The organism is Pseudomonas sp. DTU_2021_1001937_2_SI_NGA_ILE_001 (genome assembly GCF_032463525.1).
GTDB lineage: Bacteria > Pseudomonadota > Gammaproteobacteria > Pseudomonadales > Pseudomonadaceae > Aquipseudomonas.
Map to the genome: position 1 here is coordinate 5,207,789 of NZ_CP135971.1, position 24,633 is coordinate 5,232,421.

Annotated in this window: 22 protein-coding genes and 1 pseudogene; 10 read left to right on the forward strand and 13 right to left on the reverse strand. The window is 61.7% G+C overall.

Annotation, left to right across the window (positions count from 1 at the left end; translation table 11 throughout):
* Positions 1-35: 35 nt before the first annotated feature.
* On the reverse strand, positions 36-983 hold the full coding sequence (locus RRX38_RS22875) for a helix-turn-helix transcriptional regulator (RefSeq protein WP_295470555.1): 948 nt from the start codon (positions 981-983) through the stop codon (positions 36-38).
* A 169-nt stretch (positions 984-1,152) separates the two neighbouring features.
* On the opposite strand from RRX38_RS22875, the gene RRX38_RS22880 reads away from it, so the two are divergent.
* Both RRX38_RS22880 and RRX38_RS22885 read left to right on the forward strand, forming a co-directional pair.
* Positions 1,153-1,584, forward strand: a complete 432-nt coding sequence (locus RRX38_RS22880; RefSeq protein ID WP_315960763.1) for a hypothetical protein — start codon at positions 1,153-1,155, stop codon at positions 1,582-1,584.
* Between the two features lie 52 nt (positions 1,585-1,636).
* Positions 1,637-2,299, forward strand: coding sequence for a hypothetical protein (locus tag RRX38_RS22885; protein ID WP_315960764.1), 663 nt, complete (start codon positions 1,637-1,639; stop codon positions 2,297-2,299).
* Between the two features lie 9 nt (positions 2,300-2,308).
* On the opposite strand, the gene RRX38_RS22890 is transcribed toward RRX38_RS22885, so the two are convergent.
* On the reverse strand, positions 2,309-2,968 hold the full coding sequence (locus RRX38_RS22890; protein WP_315960765.1) for a phytanoyl-CoA dioxygenase family protein: 660 nt from the start codon (positions 2,966-2,968) through the stop codon (positions 2,309-2,311).
* A 294-nt stretch (positions 2,969-3,262) separates the two neighbouring features.
* On the opposite strand from RRX38_RS22890, the gene RRX38_RS22895 reads away from it, so the two are divergent.
* Positions 3,263-6,988: a calcium-binding protein gene (locus RRX38_RS22895; RefSeq protein WP_315960766.1), complete on the forward strand. Its 3,726-nt coding sequence runs from the start codon at positions 3,263-3,265 to the stop codon at positions 6,986-6,988.
* Between the two features lie 101 nt (positions 6,989-7,089).
* Here the strand turns inward: RRX38_RS22895 and RRX38_RS22900 are convergent, their stop codons facing one another.
* From RRX38_RS22900 to RRX38_RS22910, 3 genes are all read right to left on the reverse strand, one after another.
* Positions 7,090-8,058: a hypothetical protein gene (locus RRX38_RS22900; protein ID WP_315960767.1), complete on the reverse strand. Its 969-nt coding sequence runs from the start codon at positions 8,056-8,058 to the stop codon at positions 7,090-7,092.
* A 121-nt stretch (positions 8,059-8,179) separates the two neighbouring features.
* Positions 8,180-10,099 carry a hypothetical protein gene (locus RRX38_RS22905; RefSeq protein WP_315960768.1) on the reverse strand — a complete coding sequence of 640 codons (1,920 nt, stop codon included), beginning with the start codon at positions 10,097-10,099 and terminating at the stop codon, positions 8,180-8,182.
* A gap of 84 nt (positions 10,100-10,183) precedes the next feature.
* Positions 10,184-10,732, reverse strand: a complete 549-nt coding sequence (locus RRX38_RS22910) for a hypothetical protein (protein ID WP_315960770.1) — start codon at positions 10,730-10,732, stop codon at positions 10,184-10,186.
* A gap of 273 nt (positions 10,733-11,005) precedes the next feature.
* Here RRX38_RS22910 and RRX38_RS22915 point away from each other — a divergent pair, with 273 nt between their 5' ends.
* Entirely contained in the window at positions 11,006-12,199 is a 1,194-nt protein-coding gene (locus RRX38_RS22915; RefSeq protein ID WP_295475608.1) for a DUF2252 family protein, read from the forward strand.
* A gap of 9 nt (positions 12,200-12,208) precedes the next feature.
* On the opposite strand, the gene RRX38_RS22920 is transcribed toward RRX38_RS22915, so the two are convergent.
* Positions 12,209-13,384, reverse strand: coding sequence for an MFS transporter (locus RRX38_RS22920; protein ID WP_315960771.1), 1,176 nt, complete (start codon positions 13,382-13,384; stop codon positions 12,209-12,211).
* Between the two features lie 94 nt (positions 13,385-13,478).
* Between RRX38_RS22920 and RRX38_RS22925 the strand changes: the two genes are divergently transcribed.
* Positions 13,479-14,381, forward strand: a complete 903-nt coding sequence (locus RRX38_RS22925; protein ID WP_295475613.1) for a LysR family transcriptional regulator — start codon at positions 13,479-13,481, stop codon at positions 14,379-14,381.
* A gap of 246 nt (positions 14,382-14,627) precedes the next feature.
* Here RRX38_RS22925 and arsH read toward each other — a convergent pair whose 3' ends face one another.
* Genes arsH through RRX38_RS22945 form a run of 4 tightly spaced genes read right to left on the reverse strand, consistent with a single transcriptional unit; the run spans position 14,628 to position 17,490 of the window.
* A complete protein-coding gene (gene arsH / locus RRX38_RS22930) occupies positions 14,628-15,329 on the reverse strand; it encodes an arsenical resistance protein ArsH (protein WP_315960772.1) in 702 nt (233 codons plus the stop codon).
* An 11-nt stretch (positions 15,330-15,340) separates the two neighbouring features.
* Positions 15,341-15,811: an arsenate reductase ArsC gene (locus RRX38_RS22935; RefSeq protein ID WP_315960773.1), complete on the reverse strand. Its 471-nt coding sequence runs from the start codon at positions 15,809-15,811 to the stop codon at positions 15,341-15,343.
* 27 nt (positions 15,812-15,838) lie between these two features.
* Complete coding sequence (locus RRX38_RS22940) at positions 15,839-17,122, reverse strand: arsenic transporter (protein WP_315960774.1); 1,284 nt, start codon at positions 17,120-17,122, stop codon at positions 15,839-15,841.
* Positions 17,123-17,142: 20 nt separating this feature from the next.
* Positions 17,143-17,490: a metalloregulator ArsR/SmtB family transcription factor gene (locus RRX38_RS22945; RefSeq protein WP_315960776.1), complete on the reverse strand. Its 348-nt coding sequence runs from the start codon at positions 17,488-17,490 to the stop codon at positions 17,143-17,145.
* A 100-nt stretch (positions 17,491-17,590) separates the two neighbouring features.
* Between RRX38_RS22945 and RRX38_RS22950 the strand changes: the two genes are divergently transcribed.
* The 3 genes from RRX38_RS22950 to RRX38_RS22960 all read left to right on the forward strand — a co-directional run bounded on the left by RRX38_RS22950 (position 17,591) and on the right by RRX38_RS22960 (position 20,319).
* Positions 17,591-17,944: a hypothetical protein gene (locus RRX38_RS22950; RefSeq protein ID WP_315960777.1), complete on the forward strand. Its 354-nt coding sequence runs from the start codon at positions 17,591-17,593 to the stop codon at positions 17,942-17,944.
* A gap of 27 nt (positions 17,945-17,971) precedes the next feature.
* Entirely contained in the window at positions 17,972-19,219 is a 1,248-nt protein-coding gene (locus RRX38_RS22955) for a DUF4303 domain-containing protein (protein WP_315960778.1), read from the forward strand.
* A gap of 122 nt (positions 19,220-19,341) precedes the next feature.
* Positions 19,342-20,319, forward strand: a complete 978-nt coding sequence (locus RRX38_RS22960) for a LysR family transcriptional regulator (protein WP_315960779.1) — start codon at positions 19,342-19,344, stop codon at positions 20,317-20,319.
* Between the two features lie 16 nt (positions 20,320-20,335).
* Here the strand turns inward: RRX38_RS22960 and RRX38_RS22965 are convergent, their stop codons facing one another.
* The gene (locus RRX38_RS22965; protein WP_295475636.1) at positions 20,336-20,797 is read right to left on the reverse strand and encodes a RidA family protein; all 462 of its coding nucleotides are present in this window, start codon (positions 20,795-20,797) and stop codon (positions 20,336-20,338) included.
* 273 nt (positions 20,798-21,070) lie between these two features.
* On the opposite strand from RRX38_RS22965, the gene RRX38_RS22970 reads away from it, so the two are divergent.
* Together RRX38_RS22970 and RRX38_RS22975 are read left to right on the forward strand one after the other, a co-directional pair.
* Positions 21,071-21,757: a hydrolase gene (locus RRX38_RS22970; protein WP_315960780.1), complete on the forward strand. Its 687-nt coding sequence runs from the start codon at positions 21,071-21,073 to the stop codon at positions 21,755-21,757.
* A gap of 184 nt (positions 21,758-21,941) precedes the next feature.
* Positions 21,942-22,331, forward strand: a complete 390-nt coding sequence (locus RRX38_RS22975) for an AraC family transcriptional regulator (protein ID WP_315960781.1) — start codon at positions 21,942-21,944, stop codon at positions 22,329-22,331.
* 237 nt (positions 22,332-22,568) lie between these two features.
* Here the strand turns inward: RRX38_RS22975 and RRX38_RS22980 are convergent.
* A pseudogene (locus tag RRX38_RS22980) lies at positions 22,569-23,097 on the reverse strand (Bro-N domain-containing protein).
* A gap of 531 nt (positions 23,098-23,628) precedes the next feature.
* Positions 23,629-24,519, reverse strand: coding sequence for an EamA family transporter RarD (gene rarD / locus RRX38_RS22985; RefSeq protein WP_315960783.1), 891 nt, complete (start codon positions 24,517-24,519; stop codon positions 23,629-23,631).
* Positions 24,520-24,633 lie beyond the last annotated feature (114 nt).

Genomic DNA, 24,633 nt, shown 5'->3' on the forward strand with positions numbered 1-24,633 from the left:
TTAGCCGCCCCCGACGCGCCGCGCCAAGCCCTGTCTCAGCGTTCGGCACCTGGCGGATGGCCGAAATGCGCCTTGTACGCATGGTTGAAGTTGGCTGGGTTGGCGTAGCCAAGACGGTAGGCGATCTGTGCGACCTGCCATTTGCGCTGGCGCAGCATGGTGCGCGCCAACTCCATGCGCTGTTGGCGCACGTAGTCGAGCATCGACTGGCCGAACACCTGGCCGAAGGCACGGCGCAGGGTGGTCTCGCCGACACCCAGCTGGCGCGCCAGGGCCTGGCTGCCCGGTGGCTCCAGCAACTGCAGGTCCAGTTGCCGGCGCGCCTCGAAGGCCAGGTCGCGTTGACCACGCACCGCCTGCGAGGGGCGCGGGGGCTGGTCCTTGAAGTGCGCGGCCAGCTCCACCAGCACCGCCAGGCTCAGGCTTTCCTGGTTCAGGCGTTCCAGGGCACCCTGGAAGGGCGAGTGATAGAGCCGGGTAAGCAAGCCACCCAAGACCTGGCAGTGTTGCAGCGCGGAGAACTGGATACCGTCGTCAAGCAGGCCCAGCAAGGGTTGCAGGCTGGGGTCTTCCTCGGCCAGTTCGTGCAGGTATTCACCGGCGATGCGCAGCCCGGCCATGCGCGCATGGCTGCCGGCCGGCAGCTGGTCCACGGCTTCCATGCTCTCGCTCAGCCCCAGCAAGTGGGGCGCGCCGGTGGTGTACTGGTTGAGCCGGCCGTCTACGCGGTGCTGCCACTGGCCGTGCAGGACCTGCACGATGCACAGGCTGCCGGGCAGCACTTTGTCGATGCGCAGTGGCTCGGTGAACTGCAGGTTGCAGTCGAAATACTGCAGGTGTGGGCGCACGCTGCGCGCCCGATAGTGCCCGATGGCGCTGCCGTGCAGCTGCCCGGCGGCGCTGTCCAGCACACCGGCCTTGGCCAGGGTGGCGGGCTGGTCGAAGCTGAACTGCGTGTCCAGGTAGGGGTTCCAGCGTTCCATTACAGGTACTTCCATGGAGGCTTGGTCGAACGGCGGCGCATGGTAACGCGAACACCCCGCCAGTTGTGAGAATCGGCCTTTGTGTTGTGCGCGGCGGTCGCGGTGCTTGGCAGGCCGGAGTCAGCACATTTCAATGAGCTACCCTTCTGACAACCAAAGAGCCTGAACGATGCGCAGACTTTTCAAATCGGCCACCTGGCTGGCCGCTACCCTGATTCTCATGACCGGCCTGGCCCACGCCGAAGACCGCCCACCGGTGGCCGACAAGGTACAGGCTTACTCTGGCGAACAGGGTCTCAAGGTTTGGACCCTGCGCATCGGTGAGCGCAGCGAGAACAAGGCGCTGGTGCAGCTCGAAGACGTCGATCACGACTGGAACATGCGTATCCAGAAAATGGACGTGGAAAAGACCTCCCGCGATACCCGCTACTCCACCACCGTCGACGGCAAGAAATTCGTGGTACTGATCCTCCAGGGCAACTGGGGCGAACTCTACCTGTCCGGCCAGGCCAACCCGGTCAATGTCGTCTACAACGCCGGGCTTTCCGAGCAGGGCGACGCCCAGGCATTTCTTACCGACTACCTGAACAAGGCCCAGTGATCACAGGGGCGCAAGGACCTTTGCGCCCACACCTGAACCAAGGACCCGCGCCATGACCAATCCCCCGCACACCGACCCACTCGCTGGTCTTTCCGACTCCCTCAGCGCCGATTACCACGCTTCGCAGAGTGCCCAGCGCGACCGCGAGGTGGCCGAACTCAAGAAACTGATCGAGGCAGTACCGGAACAGACCGAGTTCACCAACTCTCGCCGCTGGAAAACCCTCGGCCCGTTGTTCGTGCTGATCGCCGTGGTTTTTCTTGTCATGGGGCTGAAAAATGGCAGCACAGGCTTGGCCGTGTTCATGCTGGTGCTGGCCCTGTTGTTCATGCTGGTGACCTGGCAGCACCGCGATTCGGGGCAGAAGCCATTCATGAAGCTGACCCGTCGGCAGGTGATCGTCGATACCCTCAGCGCGCCGGTTGAGCTGGTGGACGTGGAAGACATTCTGGTCAAGGACGAAGGCCTGATCACCCTGCAGAAACTCACCTTGCGCCCTGGCGCTAACCTGCCGGTGCACCGCGCCCGCTTCCAGCTGTTTGGCAACCAGGCCATGGCCCTGAAAAAGCCACAGCCGCACATTCGTATCAACTCCGCCGGGCTGATGACCGGCGGTCGCAAGATCGGTTACGAAGAAATGGCTGCCATCCTCAATGCCTACTGGCAGGCCGCTGCCGCCCAGCAGCAGCTCGACGTGCTGCAGCGTCGCGGCTGACGTTCGGGCTCAGAACCGATAGTCGCGCGGGTCGAAACACTCGCGGGTGTCCATGCGCACATTGCGCAGCCGCGCCGTCTGCTGATACTGCTCGTACAGCGGCAGCGCGGCATAGCCGATCAGCAGCGTGCGACGCCGTGCAGCGCTGATATTCAGGCTGCCGGCGTGGACTAGGTCGACGTCGAACACCAGCATGTCCCCGGCGCGGCCGCTCAGCTGCATGGCCGCGGACTCGTCGTCCAGATCGCAGTCCGCACGACGATGGCTGGCCGGTACGAGGCGCGTGGCGCCATTGGCCGGCCCGTAGTCGTCCAGGTAAGCGAGGATGCTGACGCTATCGCCGGGGCGCTGCGTCGACAGATCACGATGCAGACGCTGATGCCCGCCACCGCCCACCGGTTCACGCCCCTCCACCTGGGCCAGAAAGAACCGCTCGCCAATCAATTCCCCCACCGCCGCCAACACCTGTGGCAAGCGGCAGACCTGCTGCACCCTCACGTCGTCGTCCAGCATCGAATGTCGCCAATCTGCGCCACGTGGTACCGGCCACTGCTCGGAAGGGCGGTATCCGGCGTCGAACGTCGCGCGCAAGGCGTCCAGCCACTCGGCGGGGATGGCGTTGCGCAGGAGAAGGTAGCCGTCGTGGTGCAACTGCTTGCGATGGGGCATGGGGATGAGTCCGTTCGTAGGCTGGTAATGCCAGGGATTCCAATAGGAGGTCCGCTCATACATTACAGCCAACTTGATTGTCCTAGGAGAGATTGTCAGAGTTTGACTAGATACTCTGAAGTATCCAGTGCCCCGTAAATGGGGGGCGGATTCACAAAAAATGGTTGTGCACCCAGTTGCTTCTTAATTTTTCTTAAAAACTGCCGAAAGCCATTCAGCAATGGTGTTTACGACATGGCCCTCCGACCTTGCCGTGTTGTTAGTCCATCCAACATCAAGACAAGGAAGCAGCAAATGGCAGTTATCAATGGGACAGCTGGTGCCGATGTCCTCACTGGAACAGCGGAAGACGATCAGATCAATGCCTTGGCTGGTAACGATTTGATCAAGGGGAGTTTGGGGGCAGACAGAATTGATGGTGGTGCCGGATCGGATACCGTCGACTACTCGGCGTCCGCCGAAGCGGTCAACGTGAATGTACGCCAAGGGCTGAGCTTGGCCGGTCGTGGCGGTGATTCCGAAGGGGATATTCTGTATAGCATTGAGGGCGTTATCGGTTCGAATTACGACGATATCATCACTGTCGGTCCCTTCAGTTCCTTCATCGGCTTTCGACTGGAAGGCGGTGCCGGTAACGATGTATACAACATCGGTGTGGGTTATACCCCGGTCATTGTCGAGCAGGCGGGCGGTGGTGACGATGAGGTAAGGGTGTCGGTGATCAATCCCAATAACACCTACTTGGCCGAAAACGTGGAGCGCTTGACCTATGTCGGTGCTGGCAACTTCACGGGCTATGGCAACGGATTGGACAACGTCATTACCGGCGGTTCGGGCAACGACACCCTTTACGGTGGCGCAGGTGCCGATCAATTCATCGGCGGCGCTGGCTACGACACAGCCGGCTACCTCGACAGCAAGGTGGGTGTGACCGTCAATCTCAAGACCGGTGTGCACAGCGGGATTGCAGCTGGCGATACCTTCAGCGAGATTGAGGCGATCGGTGGCTCGAACTACGACGATACGTTTGTGGGCGATGGCAGCGGCATGGACTTCAACGGTGGTGCGGGTTTCGATACCGTTGACTATTCGGGCTCATCGGGGGCCGTGAACGTCTATCTGCGCAATGGTGCCGGTGTACCGAGTACGGGCGGCGACGCTGAGGGTACGATCCTGACGGCTGTCGAACACGTAATCGGTTCGGATTACGACGACACCATCACCGTTGGTCCCTTCAGTGTGGCGATCGGCTTTCGACTGGAAGGCGGTGCCGGTAACGATGTGTACAACATCGGTGTGGGCTACACCCCGGTCATTGTCGAGCAGGCGGGCGGTGGTGACGATGAGGTAAGGGTGTCGGTGATCAATCCCAATAACACCTACTTGGCCGAAAACGTGGAGCGCTTGACCTATGTCGGTGCTGGCAACTTCACGGGCTATGGCAACGGATTGGACAACGTCATTACCGGCGGTTCGGGCAACGACACCCTTTACGGTGGCGCAGGTGCCGATCAATTCATCGGCGGCGCTGGCTACGACACAGCCGGCTACCTCGACAGCAAGGTGGGTGTGACCGTCAATCTCAAGACCGGTGTGCACAGCGGGATTGCAGCTGGCGATACCTTCAGCGAGATTGAGGCGATCGGTGGCTCGAACTACGACGATACGTTTGTGGGCGATGGCAGCGGCATGGACTTCAACGGTGGTGCGGGTTTCGATACCGTTGACTATTCGGGCTCATCGGGGGCCGTGAACGTCTATCTGCGCAATGGTGCCGGTGTACCGAGTACGGGCGGCGACGCTGAGGGTACGATCCTGACGGCTGTCGAACACGTAATCGGTTCGGATTACGACGACACCATCACCGTTGGTCCCTTCAGTGTGGCGATCGGCTTTCGACTGGAAGGCGGTGCCGGTAACGATGTGTACAACATCGGTGTGGGCTACACCCCGGTCATTGTCGAGCAGGCGGGCGGTGGTGACGATGAGGTAAGGGTGTCGGTGATCAATCCCAATAACACCTACCTGGCTGAAAACGTGGAGCGCTTGACCTATGTCGGTGCTGGCAACTTCACGGGCTATGGCAACGGATTGGACAACGTCATTACCGGCGGTTCGGGCAACGACACCCTTTACGGTGGCGCAGGTGCCGATCAATTCATCGGCGGCGCTGGCTACGACACAGCCGGCTACCTCGACAGCAAGGTGGGTGTGACCGTCAATCTCAAGACCGGTGTGCACAGCGGGATTGCAGCTGGCGATACCTTCAGCGAGATTGAGGCGATCGGTGGCTCGAACTACGACGATACGTTTGTGGGCGATGGCAGCGGCATGGACTTCAACGGTGGTGCGGGTTTCGATACCGTTGACTATTCGGGCTCATCGGGGGCCGTGAACGTCTATCTGCGCAATGGTGCCGGTGTACCGAGTACGGGCGGCGACGCTGAGGGTACGATCCTGACGGCTGTCGAACACGTAATCGGTTCGGATTACGACGACACCATCACCGTTGGTCCCTTCAGTGTGGCGATCGGCTTTCGACTGGAAGGCGGTGCCGGTAACGATGTGTACAACATCGGTGTGGGCTACACCCCGGTCATTGTCGAGCAGGCGGGCGGTGGTGACGATGAGGTAAGGGTGTCGGTGATCAATCCCAATAACACCTACCTGGCTGAAAACGTGGAGCGCTTGACCTATGTCGGTGCTGGCAACTTCACGGGCTATGGCAACGGATTGGACAACGTCATTACCGGCGGTTCGGGCAACGACACCCTTTACGGTGGCGCAGGTGCCGATCAATTCATCGGCGGCGCTGGCTACGACACAGCTGGCTACATCGATAGTAAGGAGGCCATGGTTCTTAATCTGAGAACGAATGTTGTCTCAGGAATCGGTACCGGAGATACGTTCACAAGCATCGAGGCTTTCGGCGGATCTAATTTCAACGACGTGTTTTACGGCGGTAGCACGGCCACTGGAATTGATGGTGCGGGTGGCCAGGATATGGTTACGTACGAACTGTCTGAAGAAGCAGTGACTATTGATCTCCTTACTAGTACCGCTAACAAAGGTGATGCCGCAGGCGATACCTATACTCGAGTCGAGATTTTTCAGGGTAGCGGGCTCAATGACACGCTCTTAGGCTCAAATGTGGGAGACACATTTATAGGCGGAGCTGGCGCAGACACCATTGACGGTCGCGCAGGCGTGGACGGCGTTTGGTACATCACCAACTCGACCGCGGTCAGTATCAATTTGCAGACACAGATCAACCAAGGCGGGGATGCCGAGGGCGATGTACTGCTCAATATTGAAAGGGTAGTAGGCAGCCATTTTGACGACGTCTTGATCGGAGACTCGGGCGCCAATTACTTGGAGGGAGGCCTTGGCAACGATCTTATCAACGGGGGCGACGGGAACGACTACATCTATGGTGGCTTGTACTCCCAGATCGCTCCCTTCACGCTCGAAGGCCAGACCAACGGCCCGCAGGCAGACACGCTTTATGGCGGTAGCGGTAACGACAATATCGTGACTGCCGCAGATGACCGAGGCAGCCGAGCGTATGGTGAGGCAGGTGCTGATGTTATCACTGTCGTACACGGCACGGCCGACGGCGGCGATGGCAATGATGTGTTGACTGGTACTGGACTTGATTTTTCACTATTCGGCGGCGCGGGTGATGACAAGCTAGTGCTCAAGGCCAGCGGCAGGGCAGAGGGCGGGGAAGGTGATGACACCTATACGGTCGATACCAGTGCTTTGGTAACAATCCAGGACACAGGCGCAAGCCGGGGCGATAAGCTCGTTCTATCTTATATCCGCAGCGTTGATCTTCTAATGGATCGTATCGGTGCCGACCTCTATCTGCACAGGTCTAAATACACAGCAGGGGAGGAGCCTAAGGAGGGCGTATTGCTCAAGGACTGGTTCGCGGGTTACAACACCATCGAACAAATTCAGACCTCTGATATCCAGTTGATCAGCCTGCCGACCAGCTCAAGCGCGATGTTCGCGTGACGGTGTAATCAAGGCTCCCATAGTCAAGAGATGAGCCTGAAAAGATGAAAGGGGCGGCCTAATAGGCCGTCCTTTTTTATGAACGAGCCATGTGGCGTTGCCTATCTCAGTGAACTAGTCCCATACACCCACCGCAGACTCAGTTGAGTCATGAACCACAGCAGCGCCAGCAGCACCAGCCAGAAGATCAGCAGCAGCGACAGCACCAGCATCTGCGAGCCACTGAGCAGCGCGGTGAACAGCACGAAGCACAGTGCCAAGGCCACCGACAGCCAGATGGACACGCACAGCAGCATGCTCACCAGCAGACGGCCGATGGCCAGGTACGACAGCTGTGGCGGCAGCGCCTTGTGTGCGGCCAGCAGCGCGACCAGGCCGTACAGCAGGCCCACGGCGCTGCCGACCGGGATCAGCCAGTCACCGTTGTAGGCGCTGCTGTTGGCCATGGGCACCAGGGTCAGCAGCTTGACGTAGATGGCGCTGAACAACAGCGCACAGGCGAGTGCCGCTTCACCTCGATTGACCACGCCTTGCCCCGGCTGGACCAGGCCCTTGATGCGCATCAGGTGCAGGCTCAGCCACAGCGGCAGCAGGGTGGTCAGTACGAACGACAGCAGGTTCAGGGGTTGCATCAGCACCGTGAAGTCGGGCGCGTCGGCCTGGTTTTCGGCCCAGCCTGCCAGCAGCCACCACAGCATGTTGTAGAGCACCGCCACCAGCACGGCGGCGGTGACATAAAGCCCCAGGAACATCATGATGAGCCGCTTCGGCCGGGTGACGTCGACAAGGTTGTGGCGTTGCAGGTACCAGCGTGTCATCAGCAAGGCACAGCAGCCATCGACGGCCAGGCCGCCGGGCAGGTAGGCGGCGACCTGCCACAGGTTGTTCAGGTAGGCCGTGAAATGCTCGTGCGGCAGGGTGAACCACATCACCACCCAACGCAGCACCAGCGCGACCATGCTGAACGCCATGATGGCGAGCAGCATCTGCACGGGCAGCCGCGAAGGTGCAGCAGGTTTGAGCGTGGCGTTGGGGGCAGCTTGGGTAGCGGTTGGCGGCGTGTCGTACATGCTGAGTGCTTTCACAATGTTTAGCGGATGCCGGCAGATATACCGGCATCGCGCTCGCCTGTGAAGCGTGTCGAGCCTGTGGCGCTATCCCGTGTGAATGGCAACACGGTTCCCTGAATGCTCAGGCCGTAGTGGGGCGGTAGACCAAACGCAGGCTCAGTTGCGTCAATGGCCACAGCAGCCCGAGCAGAATGAACCCGAACGGCAGGGTGTAGAACTCCGCGTCACCGTAACGGCGACTGTCGATCAGGACGAACAGAAAGGACCCCATCTGTGCCAAGACCACCAGCCAGACCACCATGCACACGGCCAGGCTGCCCAGTAGACGTCGTACCTGCAGGCGCGGCAACGGCTGCGCGAAGAACCGGTAGGCAGCGGCCATTGCGACTGCTCCATACAGGAGCCCGGCCAGTTGGCTGACCGCGATGGCGCCCCTTAACTCGTAGGTCGAATCAATGAACGTCAGCGCCAGCGTCAACAGGGTCTGGTAGGCCAGATGGAACATCAGCCCGAACAGCAGGGCGGCTTCAGCCCGCGTGACCGGGCTTGGTCCGGACTCTACCTGACCATGGGTGCGCGTCAGGTGCAGGCTGAGCCACAGTGGCAGCAGCGCGAGGAGCAGGAAATGGCCTTGATTGAGCAGGATGCGAGGCAGACGCGCTATATGTCGAGTCTCGCGGTCGTCCAGCCAGGGCCGCAAGAGTTGCTCCAGCAGTTGGTAGAGCGTGCCGAGACCGAAGTAGAGGATCAGATAGAGGATTAAATAGAGGATAAAGAACAGTGCCAGCCAACGCCCGGGCCGTATGAGTTGCTTCAGGCCATGGCGTTGCATGTACCAGAGGACCAGCAGCAGGGCGCAGCCTGTTTTAGTGGCCAATTCCGCAGGCCAGGTCGCCGCCCACTTCCACAGGTCGTGCAGGTAGTACTGGAACATTTCGGGGGGCATCTGCAGCCAGCGGCGAAACCAGCGGGAGGCAATCGACAGCGCAGAGCAGATCATCAATGCGATCATCGCCTGAACAGGCAGTTGGCGCAGCAGGCCTGGTTCGCCCGGCACCCGTGGCGCGCGCTGACAGGGCTCGCCCGGAGCAGGCGAATTGAAATGTTGCAGCGCGTGCTTTGTCAGCGCCCAGAGCAACATCGCCAGCGTCAGCGCAGAGAGTGGAACGAAGCCCTTTATCAAGAATTCAAGGCCGAGATGACCCAGCATGGCCAGCCCCCAATAGAGCTGCGCAACTGCCGCCAGCCAAAGCCCGGCGCACAGTGTGACGCGGTAAAGCAGGCGGCCGACAGGCAGTGCCGCTGTATACGGTGCGCAGTGCCTGAGTGCGGCGATGCACGCCACCAGGGCGTATAGGGCGCAGATCATATGAGCGAGCGCCCACGCATCGCTCGAGTGGTAGCCGTTGGTGATCCATTTCAGCCAGTCGAGAAATTTGGTGCAGAACAGGCTGAACGTCAGGCCGAAGGCCAGCGCCAGTTCAGTGCGTCCGACGGCGCTACGTCCGGCTTCGAAGTGCCCCGAAATGCGTGCAACGTGCAGGCTCAGCCACAACGGCAGCAGGGTGGTGAGCACGTAGAACAGTATGTTCATAGGCTCTTGGAGCAAACCGATGAGCGTTCTGCTGAGTACTGGGTCCTGCATGTCGATCACAGTCTGCCAGAACATTCTGTAAAGCCGGTTGAGGACGATACTGCTCAGCAGGTTGAGGCTTGCGAGTAGCGCGATGGTTCTGGTGTAGCCAGTGAGATCCAGCAGGCCATGATGCTGCAGATACCAGCGTGTCAGCAGCAGGGCAAGGCAGCCCTCAAGGGCCAGGGCGCCCGGCCAGGACATGGCCGCGTTCCAGATATCCTCCACGGAGCGCTGAAAGTCTTCAGGGGAGTCGTTCAACCATCCGCAGAGGTAGCGGACCGCGATGTTCAGGAGGCAGCAGATCATCATCACCACCATCAAACGCAGCGGTAGCGGTGACAGTGTTCGGCTTTGCGTGGGTAAGCCGGATACGTTCCGGCCGGCGAGGGCAGAAGGGCAATGCATGTTGGAGGTCTTCCGTGAGGCGTGCGTCAGCGCGCCATCAGGTGGCGGCGCTTGGAGCGGGGTTATGAAAGTTGTCTGTGCGCGTTAGCGCGAAGGCGGCGGCAGCCATTGCGAGCCGCCGAGGCGGGGGCGCAGCCAGGTGATGACCGACAGGGCGGCCGAGAGAATCAGCAGGTACTCGAAAAAGCGGAAAGGCACCACCAGCCAGCTGCTCAGTTCACGCACCACCTGGCCTTCGGCATCGACGAAACGGAAATCGTAATTGACCCCGGTGCTGCTGCTGCCGTGGCTGATGTCTTCATGGGTTTGCAGGTGCGTGCCGGCGGGGGCGAACAGCCATTCCAGCGGCTGGTTGTAGAGGTAGTTGCCACGGGCATCGAGCAGCATCGCCACGAAGGCGACGAAAGCGATCAGGATCGCCGCCGCAGCGGGCTTGGCCCAGGTGATGCGGAATTTCCACATGGCCGCACTGAACGCCACCAGAATGCCGATGCTGGCCACGCCATCGATGAAGATGGCACCGTGGAAGAACAGTGCGACCAGCAGGCCGAAGACGCCAAAGGCGGCGATGAGGGCAGTGGCGATGCCGAAGATGTAGAGGACGGTAGCGAGGCTTGAGCGTGGCTTTTTCATGGGGGCGATTCTAACCCACGCCTGCACTGGGATCCCAGGCGCACGCTGCGCCGGGTCGTTACGCTTTTAGACGGACCGAGGACCTCGGTGGCCCTGTCAGCCGGCGGAAAGCGACGCGGGTGATCGGCTTGTCAGGGCAGGCTGGCGCGAGTGGCGGCCTGAATGGCAGCGACTCCTCTGGCGTGAGAAAAACCACTCTGTTGCTGACACACCTTGAAACATTCGTGACGGTTCTGCGGTCAACCGCCTGTCTCGTCCACTGCCTGGCCTTTCATGAAAACACCCGACCCCGCCCGCCGCCTGCCGCAGCTCAACCAATTGCGTAATCTGAAAATGGCCCGCTCCGCCCACGCCTATGTGCGCGGCAGTACCGTGCAGTTCTACGAGTGGCTGCAAAGCCAGCCGGGCCGACGTTTGCCACGCGGCCCGGCGGTGTGGATCTGCGGGGATTGCCATGCCGGCAACCTCGGCCCCACCGGCGACCTCAAGGGCGGTATCGACGTGCACATCCGGGACCTGGACCAGACCGTGGTCGGCAACCCGGCCCATGACCTCGTACGCCTGGCGCTGTCGCTGGCCACCGCTGCGCGGGGCTCCGACCTGCCAGGGGTGACCACTGCGCGCATGCTCGAAGAAATGATGCGTGGCTACGAGCTGGCGTTCCAGACCAGCCTCGACCACGAGCCGCCGCGCCCGCAGCAGGTCAAGGCCGGCATGCGCAGCGCGGTGCGCCGTACCTGGAAGCACCTGGCCCGTGAACGCATGCAGGCCAGCCGCCTGACCCTGCCGCTGGGCAAGCACTTCTGGCGCCTGAGCAAGGCCGAGCGCCAGGCCATCGAGGTGCTGTGCCAGACCCCGGAAATCCACGCACTGGTCACCGCACTCAAGGGCCGCAGTCATGACGACGAAGTCGCGCTGCTCGACTGCGCCTACTGGGTAAAGGGCTGCAGCTCTTTGGGGCTGCGTCGCTATGCGGTGCTGCTCAGCGTCAGCGATGGCGAGGATGAAGACTACTGCCTGCTGGACATCAAACAGGCGGTGGCCGCCGCTGCACCGCGTGCCGCCCGCGCCGGTATGCCGCGCGACAATGGTCGGCGCGTAGTGGAAGGCGCCCGGCAACTGTCACCCGGCCTGGGCAACCGCATGCTCGCCGTGCGCCTGCTGGAGCATTCGTTCTTCATCCGTGAACTGCTGCCTCAGGACCTCAAGCTGGAGCTGGACCAGCTCGACCCGCGCCAAGCCATGGAAGCGGCCAGCTACCTGGCCCGAGTGGTCGGCCAGGCCCATGCCCGGCAAATGGACCTGGAAACCCGCCTGGACTGGATCAACGACCTGCAGAACAACCGCACCCGCACCCTGGATGCGCCGTCGTGGCTGTGGAGCAGCGTGGTGGAACTGGTCGGCGCCCACGAGATGGGCTACCTCGCGCACTGTCGGCGCTATGCGCTGGAGCAGGACGCCGACTGACCCACTGCCTCAAACAGCATCCAGCCCGTTGCAAGGCGCCTGCCGGCCACGGGCACTGAAGGCCCAGACCATCAGCAAGCCCAGCGTTGCCATGGCGGCACCGGCCAGGGATATCGCCGGGTAGCCAAGCCCGGCGTTGATCACCGCGCCGCCCAGCGCCGCACCGATGGCGTTACCCAGGTTGAAGGCGCCGATGTTCACCGCCGAGGCCAGGTTCGGCGCGTCGTGGGCGGCTTGCATCACGCGCATCTGCAGCGGCGGCACCAAGGCAAAACTGGCGATGCCCCAGAGCAGAATCGCCAGCGCTGCCGGCAGTGGCCAGCGCATCAGCACGGTGAAGGCCAGCAGCACCGCAATGAGCACTGTCAGCGACACCACCAAGGTGCGCTCCACCGAACGGTCCGCGGCCTTGCCGCCCCAGATGTTGCCCAAGGTCAGGCCGATGCCGAACAGCACCAGCATGCCGGTAATGAACGGTGTATCCGCATGGGTCTCGCTGTGCAGGATCGGCGCGATGTAGGTGAACACGGTGAACATCGCACTGGAGCCCACCACCGTCAGCGCCAGTGCGGCGAGCACCGGGCCACGGCCCAGCACGCGGATCTCGGCCAGCACGCCGTCGCTCTTGCCCAGCGGAATATTCGGCAGCGCGAACCACAGCGCGGTCATCGCCACCAGGCCCAGCCCGGCGATACCCCAGAAGGTGGTGCGCCAGCCGAGCATTTCGCCCAGCCAGGTGGCCAGCGGCACGCCGCCGATGGTCGCCAGGGTCAGGCCCATGAACATCGCCGCCACTGCCCCGGCACGTTTGTCCGGCGCCACCACGCTGGCGGCCACGATCGAGCCGACGCCGAAGAACGCACCGTGGTTGAGCGAGGTCACCACCCGAGCGATCAGCAGGCTCTGGTAGTCGGTGGCCAGGGCCGACATCAGGTTGCCCAGGGTGAAAATCGCCATCAGGCCGATGAGCAAAAGCCGGCGCGGAATGCGCCCGGTGGCCAGGGTCATCAGCGGGGCACCGATCAGCACGCCCAGGGCATAGGCACTGACCAGCAGGCCAGCCGCCGGAATCGACACGCCGAGGTCATCGGCGATGCCCGGCAGCATGCCCATGGGCGCGAACTCGGTCACGCCGATGCCGAAGGCACCCATGGCGAGTGCGGCAAGGGGAGGGTTGATACGCATGGAAGTCTCCTTATCTGTGCTGCAAATGCTACGATCCGCGTTTTGCAGGCGGTAGACCGTTCTGCGGACAATCACCTTTGCGTGGGAGGCACAAATGGACCTCAATGGCCGATCTGGCGAGCTGCTCGTGTTTGCCCAGGTGGCCCAGGCCGGCAGCCTCTCCGCTGCCGCCCGGGCCCTGGGTCTGACCCCTTCGGCGGTCAGCCGCATCATCGCCCGCACCGAACAGCGCCTCGGCACCCGGCTGCTGCTGCGCACCACCCGCGCCATCACCCTGACCTGCGAAGGCGAAGCCTACCTGCGCGGCGCCCGGCGCATTCTCGCCGACCTCGACGAAGTGGAAGACGCCATCGCCGACCAGAGCGTGCCCAAAGGCCGCCTGCGGGTCAGCGCCGCCCTGGGCCACGGCCGCGTGACAGTGGTGCCGCTGATCGCCGCCTTCAGCGCCCGCTACCCGCAGATCACCGTCGACCTGAGCCTGAGCGACGAAGTGGTTGATATCCTTGCCGGTGAAGCCGACGTCGCCCTGCGCTTCGGCCACCTGCCCGACAGCCCACTCACCGCCCGCCCCATCGGCAGCAACGGCCAGGTCATCGTCGCCTCGCCGGCTTACCTAGAACGCCACGGCACCCCGCGCCAACCCGAAGACCTCGCCAACCATAACTGCCTGCGCTTCAACTTCCGTCGCAGCGAACCCGACTGGCCCTTCATCCGCGACGGCCAGATCTTTCGGCTCAAGGTGCGCGGCAACATCGAATGCAGCAGCGGCGAGGCGCTGGCGCAACTGGCCAGGCTGGGGGCAGGTATCGCGCGGATCGGCGCTTTTACCGTGGTAGACGAGTTGCAGCGCGGGGAGCTGGTGGCGCTGCTGGAGGACTTCAATCCGGGGGATCGGGAGCCGATTCATGCGGTGTTCGTGGGCGGGGAGGCGATGCCGGCGCGGGTGAGGGTGTTTGTGGATTTTTTGCTGGAGATGAGTGCTGCGAGCGCTGGGTAGATGGGGTTCGGCACCGGTTTAGTGTTGAGCACCCCAAGGCGCCATCAGCGGCCTGAAGCGGTTATCCGCTATCGGGCAGATGCCTGTGCTCATGGAGGGGGACGCAATGCTGTCATTCGTGGGCGCGGGCTGAGGACCGACACGTACGCCAGATTTTCTGGGGGGGCTGGATACAGACGCCTTGTCATCGCCGGCTCAAACCGCCTCGCTGCGAAGCCAACCCCACATTGATCACGAGCCGGCTCCTCAGATTGAACCTTGGTTTACGCGGGCAGAAAGTTGCTCCGCCGTTTCCTTGCGCTCCGAATAGCGATCCACGAGGAAGTCCTTCTGATCGCGCAGCAGCAGGGTGAACCTCATCAGTTCTTCCATGACATCGACCACACGATCGTAGTAGGCAGAGGGTTTCATGCGATTGTCCGTGTCGAATTCCATGAAGGCCTTGGGCACCGACGACTGATTGGGGATGGTGAACATCCTCATCCAGCGACCCAGAACCCGCAATTGATTGACCACGTTGAACGACTGCGAACCGCCGCATACCTGCATGACGGCAAGCGTTTTGCCCTGGCTGGGCCTGACCGCATCCAGCGCCAGGGGAATCCAGTCGATCTGCGCCTTGAATACGGCGGACATGGCGCCGTGCCGCTCCGGTGAGCACCAGACCTGTCCCTCCGACCACAGCACAAGATCACGCAGTTCCTGCACCTTGGGGTGTTCGACAGGTGCATCATCGGGCAGGGGCAGGCCGGAGGGATCGAAGATACGGGTCTCGGCACCGAAGTGTTGAAGCAGTCGTGCGGCTTCTTCGACCAACAGGCGGCTGAAGCTGCGCTCACGGGTGGAGCCGTGGAGCAACAGGATCCGCGGCGGGTGCTGACTGGGTTCGACGCGGCAGGAGAACTGGCCGATCAGGTCGTGTTCAACGTTCGGAAGTTCAGCGGTCATGGAGAAGTCCCTCAAAGTTGGCCAATACGCTCCAGCTCGCGATGCAGCTGGTCACGGCTCAAGCGGCCGAATGGCAGCGCCAGGAAGGCGCGGCAACGGCGTTCGATCTGCGCGAGCGTGGCATTGAAAGCAGCTGAAATCTCGGCGTCGTCGCCCTGCACATCGGAAGGGTCTTGCAGCCCCCAGTGCGCCTTGAGTGCCGGGCCGAGGTACACCGGGCATGCTTCACCCGCTGCTTTGTCGCACACGGTGATGACGATATCGGGCGGGTTGGCCTCGAAGGCGTCGTTACCCTTGCTGCTTAAACCCACGGTCGCAATGCCTGCCTCTTGCAGCGTTCGCAGGCTGCGAGGCAGCACTTCACCCTTGGGGAAGCTGCCCGCACTCACGGCCTCGAATCCATCAGGCGCAAGATGGTTGAACATCGCCTCTGAAAGAATGCTGCGGCAGCTGTTGGCTGTGCACATGAACAGGACTCGCATGCTAACTCCTGCCGCCAATGGCGGACGTCAAAGGCTCAAGCGCCAGGCAAGCGCCGAAAGGGTGATGAACAGAATGGGGAGGGTCAGCAAGGCGCCCACCTTGAAGTAGTACCCCCAGCTGATGCGGATGCCTTTGCGCTCAAGGACATGCAGCCACAGCAAGGTCGCCAGGCTGCCGATGGGCGTGATCTTCGGGCCGAGATCACAGCCAATGACGTTGGCGTAGATCATCGCCTCGCGCACCAGGCCGGAGCTGCTGCTGGCTTCGATGGACAGCGCACCGATCAGTACGCTGGGCATGTTGTTCATCACCGACGACAGCAGGGCCGACAACAGCCCGGTACCGAGCGCAGCGGCCCACAGACCCTGTTCGCCCAGCCGGTCGAGCACGGCTGTGAGGTAGCCCGTAAGGCCCGCATTGCTCAGGCCGTAGACGACCAGATACATGCCCAGCGAGAACACCACGATTTGCCAGGGCGCCTCACGCAGTATGCGGCTAGTCGAAATGACCTGCCCTCTGGACGCCACCGCGAAGAGGATGGCCGCACACACAGCCGCGACCGCGCTGATCGGCACGCCCACGGGCTCCAGGGCGAAAAGCCCGACCAGCAGCAGCGCCAGCACCCAGCAGCCACATGCAAAGGTGCTGCGGTCGCGAATGGCGGATGACGGTGGTTTCAGATCTTCCAGGGCGTAAGCGGCTGGCACTTCACGGCGAAAGTAGATGAACAGCACCAGCAGCGTCGACGCCACGCTGGCTGCGGCAACCGGCAGCATGATCGAGGCGTATTCGGCGAAGCCCAGCCTGAAGAAGTCGGCAGAAACGATATTGACCAAGTTGGAGACCACCAGCGGCAGGCTCGCGGTGTCGGCAATGAAGCCTGCCGCCATGACAAACGCCAGAGTGGCGCCGGCGGAAAAGCGCAATGCCATCAACAGCGAAATGACGATGGGGGTGAGGATCAGCGCGGCACCGTCATTGGCGAACAACGCCGACACGGCGGCGCCCAGCAACACGATGAACGCGAAGAGACGCCGACCGTTGCCGTTCGCCCAGCGGGCCACGTGCAAAGCCGCCCACTCGAAGAAACCGGCCTCGTCCAGCAACAGGCTGATGATGATGATTGCGATGAACGTGGCGGTCGCGTTCCACACTACCGCCCAGACAGTCGGGATGTCCTGAAAGGAAACTGCACCGACCATCAGCGCCAGGGCGGCGCCCATCGTTGCACTCCAGCCAACCCCCAGGCCTCGGGGCTGCCAGATGACCAGAACGAGGGTGAAGACAAATACAGCGGCGGCAATGATCATTCCAGGACTCCCGGCAAACATCAGCAGCAACGGGAGGCGCGCTGGGGGCGCCCATCCATCTGGCTCAGGCGCGCGTTGCTGTCGCTCAGCCAGGCCGCGTTGCCTTCCGATGTAATGCGCAGCACATCGTTGAACCACACGGGGAGTTCGGGATTGAGCCGGTAGTACACCCATTGTCCCTGCCGACGATCAAGCAGCAGCCCGGCAGCACGCAGCTGCGCCAAGTGGCGGCTGATCTTGGATTGATTGTCTTGCAGGGCGCACATCAGCTCGCAGACACAGAGTTCTGCGTGTTCGGCGATCAGCAGGGTGGCGCGAGCACGGGTCTCGTCTGCCAGGCACTTGAAGGCTTCGTGTGGGGTCAGCATGATGACTACATATGTGGAAAGTCGAATATGTGGATATTCACATATAAGGCTGCGACTGACCAACACGTGTGAAGAAAATTACAAAGGCAGGCGCATACGCATGAACGACATTGAAATACTGTCCTGGTCTCCGGACGGCCGCTACCAGGTCCAGGCGACCCCATGGGAAGCCGGCCACTCGCACTGGCTGTTGCCACCGCACATCATCGATACCCAAACCTCGGACCGGGTGTTTGGCTTCGAGGATCCGCGCTGGTCAGCAGACCTCAGTACCTGGCTGAGCCCGATCCGCGTCGAACTCAAGCTGCGCAAATACCCCGGTCATCGGGCACCTCTGGGGATCACGGTGATCATTGAATGTCTGCTGCGTACCGCTGAGTATGGCGATGGCACGCACATCGAATTGGCCCGCCTGGAAAGCACTCTTGAAGGGATGCTCGACCGGCTCGGCTGAACGCACTCGTCAGCAAGGACCTGAATGATGAACTGGAAAGCTCTGGAGCAGGCGCTGTTCGACGCTGCCAGACAAACCCTGCAAACGCTGCTCGATGAGGGCGGCAGCCCTTTGTATGCCGCCGCCTTTCATGCCAGCTACCGGGAGGAAGAGGCGGACCTGTCGCTGCCCAGCTTTGCCGCAAACAGCCTGCAGGCTCTCTGCGAAGACCACCCCGAGGAGACAGATGAAAGCTTCAGTTCGGTGAAATGGAACCCGGTGGACTGGCGTTGGGACTGGGAAATCTGCGAGGGCGAGCCGTTCACACGGCTGGATGACGAGCTGCAAGCCCACGCCAACCGGTTTGGCCCGCGCCAATGGCAAGCGGCTGAGCGGCGCTTTCTGGTCACCGTCAGCCGTGCTGCCAGGGCGCTGGGCCGCCATTTTGCTCAGCATCCGGGGGTGACGCCCGGCTTCGTGGTGTTTTTTCATGACTTTGCCGGCGATATCGCCCTGGCCAAGCGCAGCATGACCCGCCAGCAGTTCGAGCGTAACTTCTCTGTCGAACGGGCCATCGAAAACACTCGGCGCGAAGTGGCTGCCTTGCCGCTTGCCGAGCAGGCCGCGTTCTACGTCAGCCGCCTGCATTGTGCCGATGGCATTTCGGGGGAAGAGGCCGAGCGCTGGCTGATTGCCAATGGCCGCCCCGCACAGGCCGCGCTTATCGAGCAACTCAACGAGCATGCAGAGCCCACCGCTGCCGCGTGCATTCTCGGGCTGGCCGGCCTGGCGGATGCGCCCGTCATCCAGGCCCTGCGCCGGCAGGTGATCGAGGCTGATGAACAGCCGACTCGCAACTGGTGCGCCAATGCCTTGGGCTACCTCGAGGACTTTGACTGGTTGATGCAGCAAGCGCCGGACATTGCTGTCGCGGGCATCTGCGCCAACTTCGACGGTTTCCGCTGGCGGGGCGTGCAGCCGCCGGTCCTGAACTACAGGCCCGTTGAGCGTTTGCTTGATCAACGCCTTGAGGTTCACGCTGCGGTTGAAGAGGCCCTCGAAGACCTCTACGCGCAGATCGATACCACCACCGCCGATGTGAGTGAAGCCCTGCGCGGTCTGCTTTCACCCCACGTCGCCATTCGGCGACACGCGGCCAGCGGCTTGAACAACCGTGACCTGCAACCCGACGACGCGCTGCGAGCCATCGAGGGACTGCGTCGGGCAACACAGGATGACGATGAGTCGGTGCGACGCGTCGCGAGCGTGGGCCTTGAAGCCATGCAGCGGCGTTAGGCCATGGCTCGCCGGGTCGTGACCTTTGTCATCGGTTCGTTGTTTCCAGGCCAGTCGAGCGTGCCTTGGTTCATCCACACGCTTTTCGTATGATTGCCGCCCGATACCTGGAATCTGCTGGCGTGAAATCGTTAACTGAAAGTGCCCCAACGAGCCCGGCTTCCGGAGGCAGTGCCCCGTGGGACTTGAGCCGTGCGGTCAGTCAGCTGTCGTGGGACGATCTGCGGATCATCAAGACCCTCAGCCACTACGGCAATCGCGCCGACACGGCAAAGAAGCTGGGTATCAACGTCTCCACCGTGTCCAGGCGCGTGGCCCAGGTCGAGAAGACCCTGGGCGTCGCGCTGTTCGATCACCGGCGCTCGGGTTATATGCTCACGGCCGAAGGGGAGGAGCTGCGCGCCCTGGGGGAGCGCGTCGAACTGGATATCGTGAGTGTCGCGCGACGCGTATCGCGAGTCGGCGAAGGGCCGCTGGGCAAACTGCGCATTACCACCAGCGACTCGCTGCTGCTGTATTTCCTTACGCCGATCATTGCCGACTTCCGGGCGCTCAACGAGGGTATTGCCATTGAGGTACTGGTCGGCAACCAGACGTTGAGCCTGGCCCGCGACGAGTCGGATATCGCCATCCGTGCGACCCGCAAACCGTCGGAAAGCCTGGTAGGGCGCAAGCTCGCCACGATTGCCTGGGCGCCCTACGGTAGCGCCAAAGACCGGCAGACGAGCGAACCGTTTGGCGATGAGCACCCCTGGGTATCGTACTCCGGTGGGTTGTGTGCGCTGCGGGCGACCAGCTACGTGGAAAGCCGGGTGCCGGCGCACTGCATTGCCTATCGCACCGATTCGGTGGCTGCCGCCAGTGCGGCGATTGCCGCCGGGCTGGGTTTCGGTTTCCTGCCCTGCATGCTGGGCGATATCACGCCAGAGCTGGTGCGTGTCGGCCCGGTAGTGGCCGAGCTTCAGGACGAACTGTGGCTGCTCACCCACCAGGACATTCGCAGGTCGTGGCGGGTGAAGGCCTTCATGACCTTCTGTGCAGCGGCTGTTGCGCAGCTCAAGCCTCTGGTAGAAGGGCAGCGCCCGCGCCTGATCGACTAGCGCACGGGCCTGTCACTCACGCCTCGCGCGCGCCGATCACGGCCTTGCAGGCGATCTCGATCAACTGCGCGCGCTGAGCCAGCCGCGAAACGCCGATGATGTTACTCGCGCATTGTGGGCGCTCGCTGCCATACGCGGCCTTGCGAACCTTGCCCACCACGGCGAAGGCGGCGTCCATGTCCAGCACGTAGAGCGTTTCCTCGACGACGTCCTCAAGCGTTGCGCCATAAAGCGCGAGCAGCTTGGCGATGTTGTCATAGGAGACACGCATCTGTTCGCCCATGGACGAGAAATCGCTGGGTTTGCCCTCGCTGTCCAGCGGTGCGGGGGCGACCAGATTGCCTGCTTCATCGTGGTTGAACTGACCCGAGATGTAGATCTCGTTGCCCACCTTTCTGGCCTGCGGATAGCCATAGCTTTCCTCCCACGGCACACCCCAGTAAGCGGTCTTGTTGTCGAACGGTTGCGTAGCTGCCATTGCCCATCTCCTTGCTTGAAGGGCCGCTGAATTGCGGCCGCCTGATTCATCTGGACGCAGAGGCTAGCACCGTAACGGAAAATCCAATGGCGCACTTTTGCCTTCTTGGAAGCGCAATATTGCGCCAGCAAAGGCGTGATCTTTCGGTTAACTTTTTCTCGAACTCGGGGCAGCAGCCATCACGAACGCTGCTGACGACTCTGCGGCCATTTCCTGTCGACCCAGCCGCCGGGACGCCTGAACAGACAACATTCCACTGAAAGGACGCTACGCATGAACACTTCCAAAACCGAAGTACTGACCCCTTACAACAGCCAGTTGATCTTCATCGACCAGCAGCCGCAGATGGCCTTCGGCGTGCAGAGCATTGATCGCCAGACCCTGAAGAACAACACGGTCGCGCTCGCCAAGGCCGCCAGGATCTTCAACGTGCCGACCACCATCACCAGCGTGGAAACGGAGAGCTTCTCCGGCCACACCTATCCCGAACTGCTGGCTGTGTTCCCCGAGGCGCCGCTGCTGGAGCGCACTTCGATGAACTCCTGGGACGACCAGAAGGTACGCGACGCACTCAAGCGTAACGGGCGCAAGAAGATCATCGTGTCCGGCCTGTGGACCGAGGTGTGCAATACCACCTTCGCGTTGTCTGCGATGCACGACGCCGACTACGAGATCTACATGGTCGCCGATGCTTCCGGGGGCACTACCAAAGAGGCCCATGACTACGCCATGCAGCGCATGATCCAGGCCGGAGTGGTGCCGGTGACCTGGCAGCAGGTGCTGCTGGAGTGGCAGCGCGACTGGAAGAACCGCGAGACCTACGACGCGGTCATGAACCTGGTCAGGGAACACTCCGGTGCCTACGGCATGGGCGTCGACTATGCCTACACCATGGTGCACAAGGCACCTGAGCGCGTCGCCCACGGCCCGACCCTGGCCCCCGTACCGGCCGCACAGTAACGCGCCACAGCACTGCCTGGCAGCCGGATCCATTGGTACGGCTGTCCGCCAGGCAGCGCGGAACACAGCAATCAATACGCGAACAACGGTGCGCGCTGAGCACGCACCGCTGCCAGGTTGCGGCTGCGCGATCGCCGGCCCGGCTTCGATCAATCCCCCGTATTTGCGTCTCACAGGAATCGCCATGAACATGGACCCATGCACTGTGCTGCCCAACGTCGCCTGCATTTCGGCCAGGCCGCTGAGGCCCTGGCAGGAAAGGCTCGCCAAACAGATGATGTTGGATAACCTGGATACGGGGATTTCCGTGTCCGCGCTCGCCGAGGCATGCGCCATGTCGCGTAGCCACTTCACGCGCAGGTTCAAGCAGAGCACGGGGCTGGCCCCCCAGGAATGGTTGCGTCAGCAGCGCGTACGACGCAGCAAGGCGCTGTTGGCGACCTCGACCCTGCTGCTGACGGAGATCGCGGTAGCCTGTGGGTTCTATGATCAAGCGCATTTCTGCCGGGTGTTTGCCAGGGCCGAAGGCCTCACGCCGCTTGCATGGCGCCAGCTCATGCGGCTTGCCGCGTGAGCTGATGCAACGTCCGGCATCGGCACCAGAGCGGACAGGTTCATCAGCCGGATCGATCTGGCATTAATCACAATACTGTTCGCTTAAGCGGCATGTGGCCCGGTGGGAGCGGCTTTAGCCGCGAAAGCGCCAGGAAATTCACTGTATCTGTTGTGAACAGGCGGTCGCTTCGCGGCTGAAGCCGCTCCTACCCGGCCTAACTGAACTGTATTGGCATTAATCACGAACCTGTTGCGCCTATCGCTCGTTCCAGCCAAATACCCGCCGCAAAAAACCACGTCGCGCCGCCCAAGGCCTCTCCATCAAGACCCCTGGCATATCCCGCCAGCGCACCCAGTCTTCATTGCGCCAGTGCAGCACCTGCAGCGAGTTGCCCAGCCAGTCCAGGCTGTTGATGCTCGGCAGCAGCCCGGCCGTCGCCGCGCTGGTGCAGTTCGGGCAGCACTTCGTGGGTGAGCCATTGGCGCAGGCGGCGGTTCTCCGGCACGTAGTGGTGCACGAGCAGGGCGAAGACGCCGGATTCGCTGACCAGAATGCATTTCTCCCAGTGCTCGTGGCTTTCCACCCAGGCGGTGCGGCGTTGGTCGGGGTCGAGTTTCAGGGTGGCGCGTTCGTCGATGGCGCGGCCCATGAGGCGGCTGAGATCAGCCAGGCAGAACCAGCCCTGACCATCGCTGAGCATGGCGCGCAGTCGGCGGCGATGGCGGTAGAAGAGGGTGGCGTGTAGGTGTTGGCTACAGGGGGCGTTGGGGTTGATGACTTCCATGGCACAGCTCCGATGTGTACTAGAGGCTGCCAAATCGTCGCCAAACGATTTTGGGTGGCAGCTGCACGCAGGTTGGCGAACCGGGTCTAGTACTTGCACCCCGGCAGACCCGAGGGTCTCCCACGTGCAGCGGCCATAACGGAACAGCAGGCAAGGGGATGCCCGCAGCCTTACGGAAGCTGCCAAGTACTAGATGTTCAGGTCGCCAAACCCGGCTCGCTGATTTGGCAGCGAGCGGCGCGCAGGGTAGCGAAAGCGGGGGAGAGGGACAAGTGATGGCCAGCCGTGCTGGTGAGCGATTGCTCGGTGCGAGGGGCCGCGTACCCGAGCACTTCGCTAACCCTAGATGCCTGTGCTCTGGCTTTCGTTACATCAAACCCAAGAGGTCTATCATCCGCAGCGGCCAGAGCGTGCGGTCTTTTTTGGATTTTCTGGTGGCGTAAGGCTTTGGCTGGTGGGGATGAGGTTGATCTCGGTACATGTTTTAGTTTGAGGTCATCTGAAAAGCCGCTATCGGCCGGTAGGTGCGTGTCAGGCTCGCGCTGATGTCACTGAGCGTCGAATGTGCTTCGTTCCCTCCAAAATCAGGAGGCCCACCGCGAACCAAATCGGAATGTAAGTGAGCCAGTCGCTGGGGGCAATCCGCTCGCCAATGAGCAGTGCGACGGCCACCATCAGTACGGGCTCAACATAACCCAGCAAGCCGAAAAGGCTGAACGGGAGCAGGCGACTGGCTGTGGTATAGGCCATGAACGCTGCTGCACTCATTACTGCCAAAAGTGGCACCAGCGCATAGAGGCGAGGGGCTTGGTCGAAATATGAGGTAGTTGCCTGAGAGCCCAATGCGAACCAGCTTGCAATAGGAATCATGAAAAACATATCGAACCATAGCCCTCCCAAATTGGCAGTATTTAGCGTTCGACGAAGCACGAAATAGGCTGGAAATCCAAGGGCAACTAGCAGTGTTTCCCATGCAAAACCTCCCACCTGGACCACCTCATGAGTGACGCCCAGCACAGCTGCAAACCCAGCAGCTATCTGCAACCAGCTCAGTCGTTCCCGATAGAAGAGCGTACCTACCAGAAGCATTACGAGCGGAAGCAGAAAGTAACCCAGTGAAACCTGCAACCCTCTGCCGTTTATGGGAGCCCACATAAATAGCCACTGTTGAATACCAAGCAGCGCACTGCTTGCGAGCAGCCCAATTATTAAAGAGGGCTGCTGAACTAGCCGGTTAAAAATGTCACTGACGGGATTCCACTCGCGACCTAGCAGAAGAAACAACGTCACACATGGGAGCGTTAGCAGCATGCGCCATCCGAAAATTTGCTCGCCATCAAGTGGTTTAAGTAGTGTTGCGTAATAGTAAAGTCCGGCGAACGCGCAGGACGATGCAACGGACAGAGCGACACCTTTGAACACAAGGCCTCCGGAGGAAATAAGTATCGAGGTGCGTTTCGGTTTAAGGGCAATACTGGTCAGTTAGGCGCTCTTCGGCTTTTGTTGGAGAGCGCTTGCTCGCGAACGGATCAGCAA

Excerpts from the sequence above, each read along its gene's own strand:
- RRX38_RS22875 (WP_295470555.1), bottom strand. The coding sequence starts at position 983 with ATGGAACGCTGGAACCCCTACCTGGACACGCAGTTCAGCTTCGACCAG.
- RRX38_RS22880 (WP_315960763.1), top strand. The coding sequence starts at position 1,153 with ATGCGCAGACTTTTCAAATCGGCCACCTGGCTGGCCGCTACCCTGATT.
- RRX38_RS22885 (WP_315960764.1), top strand. The coding sequence starts at position 1,637 with ATGACCAATCCCCCGCACACCGACCCACTCGCTGGTCTTTCCGACTCC.
- RRX38_RS22890 (WP_315960765.1), bottom strand. The coding sequence starts at position 2,968 with ATGCCCCATCGCAAGCAGTTGCACCACGACGGCTACCTTCTCCTGCGC.
- RRX38_RS22895 (WP_315960766.1), top strand. The coding sequence starts at position 3,263 with ATGGCAGTTATCAATGGGACAGCTGGTGCCGATGTCCTCACTGGAACA.
- RRX38_RS22900 (WP_315960767.1), bottom strand. The coding sequence starts at position 8,058 with ATGTACGACACGCCGCCAACCGCTACCCAAGCTGCCCCCAACGCCACG.
- RRX38_RS22905 (WP_315960768.1), bottom strand. The coding sequence starts at position 10,099 with ATGCATTGCCCTTCTGCCCTCGCCGGCCGGAACGTATCCGGCTTACCC.
- RRX38_RS22910 (WP_315960770.1), bottom strand. The coding sequence starts at position 10,732 with ATGAAAAAGCCACGCTCAAGCCTCGCTACCGTCCTCTACATCTTCGGC.
- RRX38_RS22915 (WP_295475608.1), top strand. The coding sequence starts at position 11,006 with ATGAAAACACCCGACCCCGCCCGCCGCCTGCCGCAGCTCAACCAATTG.
- RRX38_RS22920 (WP_315960771.1), bottom strand. The coding sequence starts at position 13,384 with ATGCGTATCAACCCTCCCCTTGCCGCACTCGCCATGGGTGCCTTCGGC.
- RRX38_RS22925 (WP_295475613.1), top strand. The coding sequence starts at position 13,479 with ATGGACCTCAATGGCCGATCTGGCGAGCTGCTCGTGTTTGCCCAGGTG.
- arsH (WP_315960772.1), bottom strand. The coding sequence starts at position 15,329 with ATGACCGCTGAACTTCCGAACGTTGAACACGACCTGATCGGCCAGTTC.
- RRX38_RS22935 (WP_315960773.1), bottom strand. The coding sequence starts at position 15,811 with ATGCGAGTCCTGTTCATGTGCACAGCCAACAGCTGCCGCAGCATTCTT.
- RRX38_RS22940 (WP_315960774.1), bottom strand. The coding sequence starts at position 17,122 with ATGATCATTGCCGCCGCTGTATTTGTCTTCACCCTCGTTCTGGTCATC.
- RRX38_RS22945 (WP_315960776.1), bottom strand. The coding sequence starts at position 17,490 with ATGCTGACCCCACACGAAGCCTTCAAGTGCCTGGCAGACGAGACCCGT.
- RRX38_RS22950 (WP_315960777.1), top strand. The coding sequence starts at position 17,591 with ATGAACGACATTGAAATACTGTCCTGGTCTCCGGACGGCCGCTACCAG.
- RRX38_RS22955 (WP_315960778.1), top strand. The coding sequence starts at position 17,972 with ATGAACTGGAAAGCTCTGGAGCAGGCGCTGTTCGACGCTGCCAGACAA.
- RRX38_RS22965 (WP_295475636.1), bottom strand. The coding sequence starts at position 20,797 with ATGGCAGCTACGCAACCGTTCGACAACAAGACCGCTTACTGGGGTGTG.
- RRX38_RS22970 (WP_315960780.1), top strand. The coding sequence starts at position 21,071 with ATGAACACTTCCAAAACCGAAGTACTGACCCCTTACAACAGCCAGTTG.
- RRX38_RS22975 (WP_315960781.1), top strand. The coding sequence starts at position 21,942 with ATGAACATGGACCCATGCACTGTGCTGCCCAACGTCGCCTGCATTTCG.